This is a genomic window from Gleimia coleocanis DSM 15436, assembly GCF_000159015.1.
In the GTDB taxonomy this organism is placed as follows: domain Bacteria; phylum Actinomycetota; class Actinomycetes; order Actinomycetales; family Actinomycetaceae; genus Gleimia; species Gleimia coleocanis.
On sequence record NZ_DS999544.1, the window covers coordinates 123,288 to 136,498 of the forward strand.

General features: G+C 49.5%; 12 protein-coding genes. 7 read left to right on the plus strand and 5 right to left on the minus strand.

What is annotated here, in order from left to right:
* Nucleotides 1-138: 138 nt before the first annotated feature.
* Together HMPREF0044_RS04775 and HMPREF0044_RS07880 are read left to right on the plus strand one after the other, a co-directional pair.
* Entirely contained in the window at nt 139-396 is a 258-nt protein-coding gene (locus tag HMPREF0044_RS04775) for a hypothetical protein (RefSeq protein ID WP_006546990.1), read from the plus strand.
* Entirely contained in the window at nt 393-1,985 is a 1,593-nt protein-coding gene (locus tag HMPREF0044_RS07880) for a lipase family protein (protein ID WP_006546991.1), read from the plus strand. The genes HMPREF0044_RS04775 and HMPREF0044_RS07880 overlap by 4 nt, the downstream gene beginning before the upstream one ends.
* Nucleotides 1,986-1,990: 5 nt before the next feature.
* Here HMPREF0044_RS07880 and HMPREF0044_RS04785 read toward each other — a convergent pair whose 3' ends face one another.
* A complete protein-coding gene (locus tag HMPREF0044_RS04785; RefSeq protein ID WP_050754360.1) occupies nt 1,991-2,362 on the minus strand; it encodes a phage holin family protein in 372 nt (123 codons plus the stop codon).
* An 81-nt stretch (nt 2,363-2,443) separates the two neighbouring features.
* Here HMPREF0044_RS04785 and HMPREF0044_RS08200 point away from each other — a divergent pair, with 81 nt between their 5' ends.
* Entirely contained in the window at nt 2,444-6,586 is a 4,143-nt protein-coding gene (locus HMPREF0044_RS08200) for a hypothetical protein (RefSeq protein WP_006546993.1), read from the plus strand.
* A 6-nt stretch (nt 6,587-6,592) separates the two neighbouring features.
* Nucleotides 6,593-6,787, plus strand: coding sequence for a hypothetical protein (locus HMPREF0044_RS04795; RefSeq protein WP_006546994.1), 195 nt, complete (start codon nt 6,593-6,595; stop codon nt 6,785-6,787).
* A 127-nt stretch (nt 6,788-6,914) separates the two neighbouring features.
* Here the strand turns inward: HMPREF0044_RS04795 and mscL are convergent, their stop codons facing one another.
* The 3 genes from mscL to HMPREF0044_RS07885 form a co-directional block, all read right to left on the minus strand.
* A complete protein-coding gene (gene mscL / locus HMPREF0044_RS04800) occupies nt 6,915-7,328 on the minus strand; it encodes a large conductance mechanosensitive channel protein MscL (RefSeq protein ID WP_006546995.1) in 414 nt (137 codons plus the stop codon).
* Nucleotides 7,329-7,380: 52 nt separating this feature from the next.
* Nucleotides 7,381-7,860 carry a hypothetical protein gene (locus HMPREF0044_RS04805; RefSeq protein ID WP_006546996.1) on the minus strand — a complete coding sequence of 160 codons (480 nt, stop codon included), beginning with the start codon at nt 7,858-7,860 and terminating at the stop codon, nt 7,381-7,383.
* A gap of 90 nt (nt 7,861-7,950) precedes the next feature.
* Nucleotides 7,951-8,574, minus strand: coding sequence for a 5-formyltetrahydrofolate cyclo-ligase (locus HMPREF0044_RS07885; RefSeq protein WP_006546997.1), 624 nt, complete (start codon nt 8,572-8,574; stop codon nt 7,951-7,953).
* 30 nt (nt 8,575-8,604) lie between these two features.
* Here HMPREF0044_RS07885 and HMPREF0044_RS04815 point away from each other — a divergent pair, with 30 nt between their 5' ends.
* The 3 genes from HMPREF0044_RS04815 (at nt 8,605) to HMPREF0044_RS04825 (ending at nt 11,390) form a co-directional block, all read left to right on the plus strand.
* The gene (locus HMPREF0044_RS04815; protein WP_006546998.1) at nt 8,605-9,552 is read left to right on the plus strand and encodes a UTP--glucose-1-phosphate uridylyltransferase; all 948 of its coding nucleotides are present in this window, start codon (nt 8,605-8,607) and stop codon (nt 9,550-9,552) included.
* Entirely contained in the window at nt 9,552-10,217 is a 666-nt protein-coding gene (locus tag HMPREF0044_RS04820; RefSeq protein ID WP_006546999.1) for a GNAT family N-acetyltransferase, read from the plus strand. Before HMPREF0044_RS04815 ends, HMPREF0044_RS04820 begins: the two co-directional genes overlap by 1 nt.
* 90 nt (nt 10,218-10,307) lie before the next feature.
* Nucleotides 10,308-11,390, plus strand: coding sequence for a hypothetical protein (locus HMPREF0044_RS04825; protein ID WP_040312992.1), 1,083 nt, complete (start codon nt 10,308-10,310; stop codon nt 11,388-11,390).
* Nucleotides 11,391-11,547: 157 nt separating this feature from the next.
* On the opposite strand, the gene HMPREF0044_RS04830 is transcribed toward HMPREF0044_RS04825, so the two are convergent.
* The gene (locus tag HMPREF0044_RS04830; RefSeq protein ID WP_006547001.1) at nt 11,548-13,044 is read right to left on the minus strand and encodes a DUF1846 domain-containing protein; all 1,497 of its coding nucleotides are present in this window, start codon (nt 13,042-13,044) and stop codon (nt 11,548-11,550) included.
* Nucleotides 13,045-13,211 lie beyond the last annotated feature (167 nt).

Sequence of the window (13,211 nt, forward strand, 5' to 3'; positions counted from 1 at the left end):
TTTTCAGGGAGTGTTGGGCGTGAGTCCAGCTCCCCCCTTATTTTTGCTGTGTGCACAGGCAGTTTTCAGCAAGGCGTTTATCCACAGTTTCTTTTTCCGTGGATTTTCTTTCCCGAGGGCGTTTCTTAAGCTGTCCTCATGGATTCTTTAGCACCGCGTACTTCAGGGCTTATTGCTAACGTCAGTAATGAGCTTTCCGACATTATTTTGACTCTTGCTGGCTTAGAGTGGCTATGGCAAGGAGCAGCCGGCACTGTTACCGACCAGTTGCGTAGTGAGACCCAACAGTACTTACAGACTTGTGCTGGTAATGCTACTGCTACCTACCTGCAGGTACGCGAGTGGGAATGGAAAGAAACTGAAGCAGTGGTCGCGGCTTTAGGAGGTTCCCTATGAGTAGCGAAACTTATACGGCCATCCAATTGGAAGCTAATCCGAAAGTAGATCCTGAAACGATTCGTTCTGCTGGGTTTCTTTGTGCCCATCTTTTAGAACGCTTAAATGAAGCTCACGCGGCTTTAACTTATATTCCGGGCAGTTTTACTTCTACCTACGGAGAGTTAATAAATGAGCAAGTAGAGTTGCTGCGTTGTAATTTACAAGAAGCGTCCGTAAAGTTAGAGAGTTTAGGCGCTCGCCTGTTACATGGAGCAGAGCTTTACACGCAGGCAGAAGCAGGCGTTGCTGCTTTATTTTCTGGCAGACTAGGAGCATTTACCCGTGGGACGATGCCAATTATGGAAGAAGCCTGGGGAAATATTATTGCTGGCAGTGACCTGGGGCTAAGGTTATTCTTAAAATACCCACGGGGAGCTTGGAAGCGTTGGTTGAACTCTGGTATTTCCCTGCAACTTCCAAAAGTTCACCCTAGAACTACTATTAACCTACTGACCTGGCCACTTTTTAAGTTTCTAACCAGTGAAGCTCGGTATCTGATTGTGGATGCAGCTACGATTAAAATTCGGCAAAACCGTCTTTTACGAAATTCGGATAGTCCTTTAGAACGTAGCTCCGGTAGGCTTTCACGCCTCTATTCCGCCCTCGAAAAAGCTGGTGGAGTTTATTTGCCGACCCTGCGCATTCAACCAGTTAGTCGCACGGGACTGTCCTTACCGGGTAAAGACCTAAACCGCGACAAAATCGCTTACTCGTTGCAAAGTGTGGAATCCTTACTAACAGCAGATAATCAACCACTTCCCAAAGCGCAACCAATTGCTGAAATCTCTCCGTTGCTTACTGCCAGCTCACTTCTGGAACGTACTAAATTGGTGCGCGATCACCCGCAGGCAATTCTTGCCAAACAAACTAAAACCGGGCAAACCCCTGCCGGCGAAATCGAAGTCATCCGCTACACTAACCCGCAGACTCAACAACATTCGTGGAGCGTGATTATTAAAGGCACCCAAGAGTGGGGGCCAACAGGAAGTACCCCGCATGATATGCAAACCAATTTTGCTGCGCTCGCGGGGGCTCGTTCAGATCAGGAGGCTGCTGCCATCACAGCTTTAAAAATGGCTGGTGCGCAGCCCGGAGATGCTGTGGAGTTTGTGGGACACTCACAGGGTGGGATTGTTTCTGCGGATTTAGCTGCAAATCCGGAAATCAACCAAACATACCGAGTTACGCAAGTAGTTACTGCTGGTTCTCCAGTTTCAGGTATTGCTATTCCCAATAGCGTGCAGGTACTTAACTTTGAGCACCTCAGCGACCCCGTAGCGCAACTGGATGGAAGCCTGAATAAAACTCAACCAAACTGGCTTACCTATTCCGTCTCTGGTGACCCAACTGTTGCGAAGGCAGATGCTGCTGCAACTTTACATCACAATATTGAAGGGTATATCAGTGCCAGTCGCAATCTGGAAAATAGCGCAGATAAAGTAATTGCCCAGTGGAATCAACACCGGGTTGAGGCACTGGGCATTACTGAAAATACGCGGGCAGAAGTGTTTCGTTTCTCTACCCAAAGAGTGGCGGATACTCCCTGAAAATCCTAGTCTTCTTTACTGTCGAGGAGGTTGGAAATTAGTGAGGCAATTACTGAAGTAATCAAAGCCCCTAAAAGTGCTGCCCAGAAAGAGTCCACCATAATGCCAGTATGAGTTTGGACAGAAATCCAACCTGCCAGCATGAACATTAGGGCGTTTAAGATGAAAGAGAATAGCCCCAGGGTGAGTACTAAAAGTGGCAGTGAGAGCAGTTTAAGCACTGGACGGACCAGTTTATTTACAACGATTAGTGCCAGAGAGAAAACTGCCAGGGTGAGTAACGTAATCTGCCAGGTGGAATCGTCAGTGAGGCGGATACCGGAAATTAAAAGGGTAGTTACCCAAACTCCAGCCATCGTGGAGATTAACTTAATCATAAACTTCATGTTTTAAGCCTATTAGAAAGCAAACGGTCGCGCCAACGCTAGAAATTTCGCAAATATTGATAGGCTTGATTTGTGGTATCTAGTTTTTTCTCACGCGCTAAATCAGCGCCCGAACCAGTAGCAGAAGAAGTCACTGAGGTAGTGGAAACCCCTCAGGAAACAACTTTCGATCCGCAGAATTTTGCTGCCGCTATCCAAAAATGGCAGGACGAACTGCGCGAACTCACTCGAGTGGACTTATCCACTTTGCCGGTGCGTCTAGTATTAACTGGCGCCCACCCTTCTGGACTGGCGCAGCTGTATGCTGAACGAAATACCCGCGTGGCTTCTCTCATCCGTGATTCTCATCGTCTTACTCGCGCTGAAGAGTCAGCTCGTCGTGTCTACACCGGCTCTTTAGATACTGCAACCAGCCGTGGTGTATCAGCAATCCATGTGGCCTGGGGCTTGGCTACTTGGACAGGCGAAGACGGAACCATTGAATCTCCAATCATGTACCGTCCCGTACGATTCAGCTTTGAAAACACTGGGGAAGCCTCTTTGCAATTGGTGGGGGATATTCAGATCGCTCCGGCTATCCACCAGGCAGTCCGTGCTAACGGGCGTGAACTGAATGAATCGCAGATTGTGGCTCTCACTAAGTCACGTGCCGGTTTTACCCCAGAGCCAGCTTTGAATAGTTTGAAGTCCGCTTTGGCGTCCTTGCTTCCGAACTTCAAATACACTGAGTTTATTGAAGTCGCCCAGTTCCTGCACCCAGCTCAAGCAGTAGTCGCAGAACTGGCAAACCCAGAAGTTTTCGCGCAGTCACCAGTGATTCGTGGCTTGGCAGGGGATAAGCAGGCCTTGGAAATTCTTCCCGAGGACGCTCCAGAAGCTAACCCCTTTGACCGTGATCCTGACGCAGAAGCAGGTATTGGTGATCAGCTTCCCGAACAGCTCGACAACGTTGAGGCTATTTCTACTGGTCTGAACGCTATTCTTGATACTGCTGGTGGAGCTGACCCAACAGCAACAGTTGCTTCGGTTTTAGCTGCCGCTGCGTTGAATGGAAAATCCTCCCTTTATCTTTCCGCTGACCGTCGTCGTGTTGTACAGCTGTGGGAATACTTCACTGAACGTGGTTTAGGGCATGCGGTAGCGCGTATTGATGCCTCCGCTAAAGCTGCCCCAGCGTTACTGCAGTCTTTAACGGAAGTATTTGCAACCGATCGTCCTCGGGCAGATCTTGCGGAAATTCAACGCAACCGTACGCAGCTGCGCGAAGTCCGTTCCTCTTTGGAAAGCTACACTGCGAACCTGCACGAACCCTACCCAGTTTGGGGTGTCTCCGCTTACGATGCTTTGCAGGTGCTCACTGATTTAATGTCCTCCCGTCCAGGACCAAGCACTCGCGTGCGTTTAAGTGCTGATACGCTTACTAAACTTGCAAACGACACGGAAGAGGTTGCTCGTACGGCGTTAATGGAAGCTGCAGAAGCGGGGATGTTCCAAGTCTCCGGGGAAGCTGATGCCTGGTTCGGAGCAGTAATTTCTGCTCCTGAACAGGTAGCTCCTGTTCTGGAACGGATTCGCGCTCTGGTATTGGAAAAGCTTCCCCCAATGCGCGTTAATATGAGTTCTACTGCCGCGCAAACTGGTTTAACTCCAGCATCTTCCTTTGTTGAATGGGAAGAACAGCTACGCATGCTAGACGGCATCCGTGATGCGCTAGACGTTTTCCAGCCAGTTATTTTTGAACGCTCTGTTGCCGACATGGTGATTGCTACTGCTTCTAGCCAGTGGCGTCGTGACCACGGTGCAGAAATGAAGCGTTCACAGCGTTCTCGCTTGACTAAGCAAGCTAAAGACATGCTACGTCCGGGACGCTATGTGGAAGACCTACATGCTGAACTGGTGAAAGTACAGAAGCAGCGTGACGTCTGGCGTCGTCACTGCGATGCGGGTGGCTGGCCAAAGGTACCTGCTAACTTGGACGAAATGCTGAAGGAAGCCACGGAAGTTCGCACCATCCTTGAAAAACTAAACCCAGCTTTAGGAACTGCACACGGTAACCTCACTCGCATGGACGTTGCCGAACTTTCCTTGTTGCTGAAGCGTCTGGCTCAGGACCCAGCGGGCGCAGCTCAGATTCCACAGCGCTTACAGATTCTTAAGAAACTACATGGATTTGGGTTGGAAGCCTTTGTTAAGGACTTGCGTTCGCGTTGCGTGCCAAAAACCATGATTGAGCGTGAACTGGAATTGGCTTGGTGGGCGTCTGCTCTGGGGGTAATGCTTGAAAATATCCCTGGTTTGGGTGGCTTTGATTCTGCGAAGCTACAGGCTTGGGTGCAGGACTTCCGTCGTCTGGATGCCGCACAGGTTGAGTCTCTTGCTGCTTTAGCTTCAGATAAGATTCACGACAACCGTAGAGAGGTTGTTCAGAAGTACTCAGCTGAGGAAGCGCAGTTACGTAAGGCGCTTTCTGAAGGGTTGGTTACTGAAGCAAATGTGACGCAGATTTTTGGTGGCTCGCAGTTAGTTCGCGACTTGTTCCCAATTGCCATGACTTCGGCTGCGTTAGTTCCTACCTACTATACTCTGCGTGATCAGGTCGATTTATTGGTGATTGATTCTGTAGCTGATTTGCCGTTGCCGGAAGTTATTCCACTGTTGGCTCGCGCAAAGCAAGTAGTAGTAACCGCAGATTGTTCAGCTGATTCGGAAACTGTGCGGGCTTTACAGCAGGTACTTACGCAACTAACGATTTTGCCTTCTGCACTGCGTGTGAATGGTTATGTTAGCCAGTTGTGTGGCCGTTACGAAGTTCGTCATGCGTTGCAGCCGGTTCCAGTTCCACGTTTGGGTTCTAAACTGTCGATTTCTTTCGCGGCTGGGCGGGGTATGCCTGCGCCTGACGCTAATTGTATCGAATCTACTGCTGAAGAAGTTGAGGCTGTTGTTGATTTAGTACTGGAACACGGCTTAATGTCGGCAGAGCGTTCTTTGGCTGTAGTGGCTACTAACCGGATTCACGCGCAGCGGATTCGTGAGCGTTTGAAGACGGTGATGGCTACTTCGCCGGCATTGGCGGATTTCTTCCGTACTGACGTGGCTGAGCCTTTCACTATTCTTTATCCGGAGATTTTGAATGGGCAGCAGCGTGATAAGGTGATTTTCACTTTGGGTTACGCTAAGACTCCACATGGGCGGGTTTTGCATAACTTTGGGGATATTTCTAATGCGGGTGGCGAGAATCAGTTGGCGTCTTTGCTTTCTGTGGCGCGCGATGACTTGCATATTGTTTCCTCTGTGAAGCCTGAGGAATTTGATCGTTCTCGTTTTAGCGTGCCGGGTCCACTGATGCTTTTGGATTTGCTGGCTTTGGCTATGGATGCAACGGTTTCTGATTCTGATGATTGGCCTGTGGTTGAGTTGGCTCCGGATCAGTTGCTGATTGATTTGGCTGAGCGCTTGTATTCCGTAGGTTTGCAGGTGATTCCAAATCTGGGTGGCGAGGGTGCTTTGCGTGTTCCGTTAGCTGTTGGGCACCCGTATATTCCGGGCGAACTTTTGGTGGCGATTTCTACGGATGATGGGGTTTACGTGCAAGAGGCTTCGTTGCGTCGTCGTGATCGTTACTGGCCATCATTGTTGGAAGCGCATGGTTGGAAGACTCGTACGGAACTTTCGATGGCTGTGTTTATTGATCCGCAGAAGGAAGCTGACGCAGTGGTTGAGTTGGTTTTGGATGCGGTGGATGAGCGGATTGCGCATGATCCTGAGTTGGCTGCTTTGTTTGCGGCTGAGTTGGGCACGGTTTCCGAGGGCGGTGAGTCTGCTGAATCCGCAGAAACTGACTTAGCAGCGGCTGATTCTGGCATTGCTGATGAGGCGGAAGCTGAGTTGGAGACTGAGGAATCTATGGCTGATTCTGATGCGGAGGTTTCTGAAAGCTCTGAGTTTGTTGAGGAAACTGCGGAGGAAGTCTGGAAACCTGCTGTGGGGGTTGCTCGTGGGCCACGTCCGGCGATTGCTGTAGGTTTATCGCTTTCAGCCTATGCGGATGAACAGTTAGATGAGCTGGTAGCTTGGATTAATTCTGATCAGTTGGAACGTTCAGAAGATGAGGCTGTTAGTGCTTTGGCGACTGAACTGGGCTTAGTTGAGAGTAACGCTCAGGTAGAGTCCGTGCTGCGGAATGTGGTTCGCCGTAACTTGAAACAGGATTAAGAGAGTATGACTGCGGAGGGTAAACGTAAGCGTCGTCGCGTAGTGGTTCTTTCTGAGGCTGATAAGAAGTTATTAGCTGAGGGGGAGGCAGTTGCTTGGGATGCGGTTTCAGTTCGTGAAATCTCAATGGTTCCAGTGGCTGAGCTTAAGCTGAGTCCACGTGATAAGCAGATTGCTGGTGACGTGCCACCGCATTATTAAATGTTTTCCGATATGAAAATTGGGATTTTCGTATGGGTAAATGTAAAGGGTTGGGCTCCCCAGAAATCTGGGGAGCCCAACCCTTTAAAGTTTTAGCGGTTTAAACCGTAATGTTTTAACTGTGAAATCACAACTGTTTTTGTGCTAGCAGTGCGTCACGAATTTCAGCCAGTAGGATGGCTTCTGGGGAAGCAGTTGGTTCTTTAGCGGGAGCTTCTGCAACTTCCTTTGCGCGACGTTCAGCCAATTTATTCATGGGTAGGACTATGGTGAAGTAGATTGCCGCTGCAACCAGTAGGAAGTTTACGATTGCGCTCAACAGTACACCGACCTTAATGGTAGCTGGGTCTCCGAATAAACCGAACTGGAATGCCAGTACGTTATCGAAGGATGGCTTACCCACCAAGCCAGCGATAAATGGGTTGATTACGCTTTCAACTAGTGCGGTCGTAATACCACCGAAAGCAGCGCCGATTACAACACCGACAGCCAAGTCGATTACGTTACCGCGAGTAATGAAGTCTTTGAAACCCTGTAGCATGATGCTCCTTAAAATCTTGGGTAGTTTGATAAGAATTGTTAATAGGAAAGTCCTACTTTTCGTTAATCAGTATATAACGCAAAATCGTGGTTTCTGAGACTCCAGCTAATGATTCAATGTCAATATTTGTAACATCTAACACTAAGGTGCTTTCTGTACTCCCGGACCAACCTGCAGATTCTGGCTCAGCACTGACCACCAAAACATCAGCTGCAACACGACGCGCGGGGCAGTTCAGAGAGTCTTTACACTCTCCCGGTACGTAAATATCTATACGATTTCCACTCTTAAACAAATTTGCAACACCAACCGGGACAGGCAACGCAATTCGGCTTCTTCCCAACTCCAAACGTGGGAGAGGTTCACCAACGGACACGACTGGGGTAGAACCAGCCCCAGATACAACACTCGGTGAAGGAAATAAAAGTGGCCAAATCAATAATCCCGCGACAGCAAAACCCAGTGTTACAAACACGGTCTTAGAGTGTCTTGCCCAAAAGCCTTGCAAACCAAAAATCCAGGAGTCTTTCATAGAAAAAGACTGCAACAATACAGAATGCTTTGAAATACCGCCCTCGAAAAATTGTGGAAAACAAGCCAGTAGAAAAGCAACTGTGGAAAACTAGTCTAATGTCGGTAAGAAACTCGACGACTCAGTAATAATCATATCCATCCGCTGATCATGACGTTCAATCGGCAAAATTCCCGGCGGAATCAAAAACGGAGAAGGCGCGCAACCAACCATAGTCAGATCCGGATTATTCACCAGCAAGCGCGCAATCGCTCGATCATACCAGCCGCCCCCCTGACCCAAACGAGCCCCATCGAAAGCAACCGCTAAAGCTGGGACCAACATAAAACTAGTATTAATCTCCTCCGGGCGGAAAACCCTCCCCGCAGCATCCCTAAACAACGGCTCAGAAACCAAGCCGTTCGTAAAAGAATAAAACGGAAAATACAGGTGCTTTGCCCACCGCTTATTAAACTCTGCTAACTGAAGCTCACCCGGTAAAGCCTCATAACTAATAAACTTAGCCCTACCAAAAGGACTACGTGCAGATCCCTCAAGTGCCCAAAGCAGATTAGTAGCTGACTCAGAACCGTCATACCGGTTGCCAGCAACCTCGCGGAACGGGCGGAAGAAAGACCGCGCCGTCACCTTATCTGGAAAACGGTTGGGTAAACCGGGAAGAAATTCCAAAGGAAGATGAGCTGTTGTCAGCGGATTGCCAGGATTTAACGCCATAAACGAATTATCTCATATACCCTAATAAGTATGAGTGAGAAGAAAAAGGTTACCTGCGCAGTTGTTCCCGCTGCCGGGAGAGGCACACGCTTCCTACCCGCAACTAAGGCAATTCCAAAGGAAATGCTGATTCTAGTGGACAAACCTGCGATTCAATACGTTGCGGAAGAAGCCACCGATGCAGGTATTACTGACTTCCTCATCATCACTTCCAGCTCAAAGCACGCCATTGAAGACCATTTCGATGCCTGCCCAGAACTCGAAACTGCTCTAGTAAATAGCGGTAAAACTGCAGAACTAGCAGCTATTAATAGCTACCAGCAGCTGGCGCGTATGCACACGGTTCGTCAAGGACATCCAAAAGGCTTAGGGCACGCAGTATTACAGGCTAAAACCCACGTGGGAGATAACCCCTTCGCAGTGATGCTGCCCGATGATTTGATGCACCCGGAAGATCCATTATTAAAGAAAATGATTGCCGTGCAAGAAAAACTCGGTGGCTCAGTTGTAGCGCTCCTGGAAGTAACTCCGGAACAGGCAACAGCATATGGTTCCGCCGACGTGTCAGTAGTAGATTTAGCTGAACTTGAGTTAGATACGATTCCGGGGATTTGTGAAGGCGACGTATATAAACTCAATGACGTGGTTGAGAAACCCGCTTTAGAGGACGTGCTTTCAAATTACGCGGCAGTAGGTCGTTACGTTTTCGATCCGAAGATTTTTGAAATTCTTGAGACGCTACCCGCTGGACGGGGCGGAGAAATCCAGCTTACTGACGCGTTCCGAGCCTTAATTGACGTTCCCGTTACCGAAGGCGGCGGTGTTTACGGTTTGGTTGTAAAAGGCCGTCGTTTTGATACGGGCGATAAGTTCGGTTACTTGCAAGCGCAGGTGGAGCTAGGGTTAGAACACCCGGTTTACCAGGCTGACTTCCGCGCTTATCTAGAAGAAAAACTAGCTTCCTTAAATGAACACTGATGTGGCTTGAAAAACTACTGGTTTATTTAGGGGTTTCTCCGCGCCATGGGTTCGGGATTCCGCTGGCAGATTTGGAACTATACATCCCAGATCCAGTTTCTGAAGAGCTAATTGCAGACCCGGGTTTTCCAGTTTCGCAGTTGTGGTTGAAACCTGTTGTGGGACCTTGGCATGAGCAGGTGGCACGTTTACGGGTTGAAAACCTACAGTGGTTGCAACCGTGGGAAGTTTCAGTGCCAGAGGGGTATCCGGTGCAAGTTCCTTCAGTTTCGCAGTACCGGCGTTTATCTGATTTACGTTTAATTTGCGGGCAGGCGTTAGCTTATTTAGTTTGTTTGGATTCGCAGCCGGTGGGATTGATTACGGTTACGAATGTGGAGCGAGGCGCGCAACAGTCGGCTACTTTGGGGTATTGGATTAGTGAGAGTTTCGCCGGCCTGGGCGTTATGAGTGCTGCGGTAGCTGCAGTTACGGATTTTCTTTTAGACGTTTTGCATTTGCATCGCGTGGAGGTTTTTATTCGTCCAGAGAATGAGGCTTCATTGCGTTTAGTGGAGTCCCTGGGATTCGTTTCCGAGGGCGTGCGACGCAACTACCTGTGGGTTGATGGAGCTTGGCGTGACCACCGGGTTTATGCGGCGGAAAGAGAATCCTGGTTTAACTGATTTAGTGGGTTTACGGATTAGGTTTTAGGTATTCCGCCAACACGCGTTGAGATACCGGTGAGTCAGGCAAAAATATGTGAGAATAAGCCCGTGACTTACACTGGTTTAATTATTCTGATGGTGTTGGCTGTGATTGCCGTATACGTGACACCTGCGTTAATTAGACTACGTCAGCATAAGGTGGATAATCCGGTTGAAGACCGTTTTTCTGAGGGAATCACTGTAGTTGATGTTTCCCGCGTTTGCCCGCGAGTTTTCGGCGAGTCTGCGCGTTCTCAGCCTCTCCTTCTGCCAAACTCAAAAGTAGATTTAGTAAATGGCGATTGGAGTGAAGCAATGGTGGAAGCAACTGCTCGTCCTTTAAAACGACGTAAGGTAGCTAAAACTGCTGAAACTGAAAAGCAGTTAGCAAAAGTGCGGGCTGAGCGTAAAAACCGTTTAGCTGCAGAAGCTGTTGCAGGTCAGCGTCGTTTCGTAATCGCTGCATTCGCTTTAACTTTCCTGGTGGCTTTCACCGTGGCAACTGTTTATGGCTCGTTGAACACTTGGTGGTTAACAGCTCCCAGCTCTGTCCTATTAGGTACTTTAATTTCTGGGCGAGCAGCTTATCAAAAGTCGCAGCAGGCAAGTGCTAATGAAACCGCTGCAATGCGCCGGATTCGTGAAACCGCTGAAAAGGAACGTCGCCGTAAGGTGCAGGCGCGCATCCGCTCTACTGAAGTTACCACCGGCTCTATTACCCTCGGTGACCAGCAGGTGGCTTTACCTGTAGCAGAAACTATTGTTGCAGTTGAGGTTGCAGAAATTGTTGAAACCCAGGTTGAAACCGTTGTTTCAGCACAGGAGCAGGCTCACCGTGAAGCTCAGAACGCGCTGGTTGGCAATAAAGCTAAGGGTGCTCAACGAAAAGAACAGCCAAATGCTCAGGCACAGACCATGCTAGACGTGCTGCCAACAACTACCGTTAGCGGAAAGTCAGCGGTGGTGCGTCGTCGGGCTACGCCTTTGACTACTTCGGTTTCTGCCCCTACTGTTTCCGGACGTCGCCCAGTTTCTGCACGCCCAATGCCAGTAGATGCAGCTTCTTCTACCGAATTGGCACAAGAAGCTGCAGCGCGTAAGGAAGCCGCTCTGGATTTGGAGCAGATTTTACAACAACGTCGCGCACAGTAGTTAGCGCGAGTTAATAAGGCTTAACAAAAAATCACCTGCGAACGAAGGTTCGCAGGTGATTTTTTAGGTTTTCCAAGCGATACTTAGCTGTGAAGCCGGGCTTCGCAGCTAAGTTTCAGTATCCGCCCTCGGGAAAATTAAGGGGAAAATCCCCAAATCAGCGTTTGCGGTAAAGGGATTTTGCTGCAAACTGTGGTTCAGAAGTAACTAAACAACCCAAGTTGCGGAAGATACCCTCATCCACAGAACCCAAAATCGTAGTAGTGTGTACTTCGCATCCACGTAGGTTTTGCAACTGGTCCAGTGCGGCACGCGCATTTGGATCAGAATCAGCTGAAACAGACAGTGCGATAAGAACTTCATCAGTGTGTAAACGTGGATTGCGAGAACCCAAGTGAGCGGTTTTCAGCGTCTGAATCGGAGTGATTGAGGAAGCCGCTAGGAGGGTTACGGTTGGATCAATATTTGCCAGGAGCTTCAGCGCATTCAGCAGAGCCGCGGCAGAACAGCCCAGCAGGTCACTGGTTTTACCGGTAACAATGCGGCCATCGTTTAGCTGAATCGCTGCTGCTGGCGCATCGGTTTCTGCCGCTAAATCTAAGGCTGGTTTAACTACTGCACGATTGGCTGTAGTGATCCCCAGTTTCGTCATTATGAGGGCAATGGAATCAGACATGTGAGAGTCCAGTTCCTTTGAAGCTTCTTCTACAAGAGTTTTGTAGTAGCGACGAATCACTTCTTGGCGTCCAGCTTCGCGACAAACTTCATCGTCAACAATGGCTTTACCTGCCATATTTACGCCCATGTCAGTAGGGGACTTGTAGGGGGAAGAGCCCGCCACGCGTTCTAGCAGAATCGCAAGTAGGGGGAATACTTCCACGTCGCGGTTGTAGTTAACTACCTGTTCGCCATAAGCCTTTAAGTGGTGTGGGTCGATCAGGTTTACGTCATCTAGGTCCGCGGTGGCTGCTTCGTAAGCCAGGTTCACTGGGTGGTCGAGTGGCAGATTCCAGATGGGGAAGGTTTCAAACTTCGCGTAACCAGCTGGAATGCCACGCTTACGGTCGTGGTAGATCTGAGAGAGGCAGGTGGCTAGTTTGCCGGAGCCAGGACCGGGGGCGGTAACAACGACGAGGTCACGAGTAGTTTCAGCCCACTCGTTTTTGCCGAATCCGTCTTCGGAAACAATCAAGTCAGTGTTGGTTGGGTAGCCCTTAATGAGACGGTGGCGGGAAACTTTTAAGCCGAGTCTTTGCAGGCGGTGGCGGAATTCGGTGGCTGGTTTGTTGTCGTCTTCCATTTGGGTGAGGACTACGTGTTCTACTAGGAAGCCGCGTTCACGGTAGCTGTCGATTAGCCGTAGAGCGTCTTCTTCATAAGGAATGCCAAGGTCTGCGCGCACTTTTTTGCGTTCCAGATCCTTGGCATTGATGGCGACGACGATCTCAAGTTCGTCCTTGAGAGTCTCTAGCATGGCGATTTTGTTGTCCGGGGTGAAACCGGGGAGGACACGGGAGGCGTGGAAGTCGTCGAATAGCTTACCGCCCATTTCGAGGTAGAGCTTCCCGCCGATGGCTTTGCGCCGCTCGTCGATATGCTGGGACTGCAGTTCGATGTAGCGGTTGCGGTCGAATCCTTGTCTGTTGGGAAACATGGCGTCCTCTCTTCAGTATTCTATTTTCTCTAGCTTTGCATTCTCGCGTTCCGGGGAGAACGGTTTTGCGTTTGCTAACGGAGTAATATTAGTCCTGTTGGGTGCATTTAGGGAAGTTTTTCGAGGGCGTTGTGTACGTGTGCTGCGTCACTAAAGGTAGGTAGTGG

What these genes read in the sequence shown, in the direction of transcription:
- HMPREF0044_RS04775 (WP_006546990.1), top strand. Translation starts at nt 139, where the DNA reads ATGGATTCTTTAGCACCGCGTACTTCAGGGCTTATTGCTAACGTCAGT.
- HMPREF0044_RS07880 (WP_006546991.1), top strand. Translation starts at nt 393, where the DNA reads ATGAGTAGCGAAACTTATACGGCCATCCAATTGGAAGCTAATCCGAAA.
- HMPREF0044_RS04785 (WP_050754360.1), bottom strand. Translation starts at nt 2,362, where the DNA reads ATGATTAAGTTAATCTCCACGATGGCTGGAGTTTGGGTAACTACCCTT.
- HMPREF0044_RS04795 (WP_006546994.1), top strand. Translation starts at nt 6,593, where the DNA reads ATGACTGCGGAGGGTAAACGTAAGCGTCGTCGCGTAGTGGTTCTTTCT.
- mscL (WP_006546995.1), bottom strand. Translation starts at nt 7,328, where the DNA reads ATGCTACAGGGTTTCAAAGACTTCATTACTCGCGGTAACGTAATCGAC.
- HMPREF0044_RS04805 (WP_006546996.1), bottom strand. Translation starts at nt 7,860, where the DNA reads ATGAAAGACTCCTGGATTTTTGGTTTGCAAGGCTTTTGGGCAAGACAC.
- HMPREF0044_RS07885 (WP_006546997.1), bottom strand. Translation starts at nt 8,574, where the DNA reads ATGGCGTTAAATCCTGGCAATCCGCTGACAACAGCTCATCTTCCTTTG.
- HMPREF0044_RS04815 (WP_006546998.1), top strand. Translation starts at nt 8,605, where the DNA reads ATGAGTGAGAAGAAAAAGGTTACCTGCGCAGTTGTTCCCGCTGCCGGG.
- HMPREF0044_RS04820 (WP_006546999.1), top strand. Translation starts at nt 9,552, where the DNA reads ATGTGGCTTGAAAAACTACTGGTTTATTTAGGGGTTTCTCCGCGCCAT.
- HMPREF0044_RS04830 (WP_006547001.1), bottom strand. Translation starts at nt 13,044, where the DNA reads ATGTTTCCCAACAGACAAGGATTCGACCGCAACCGCTACATCGAACTG.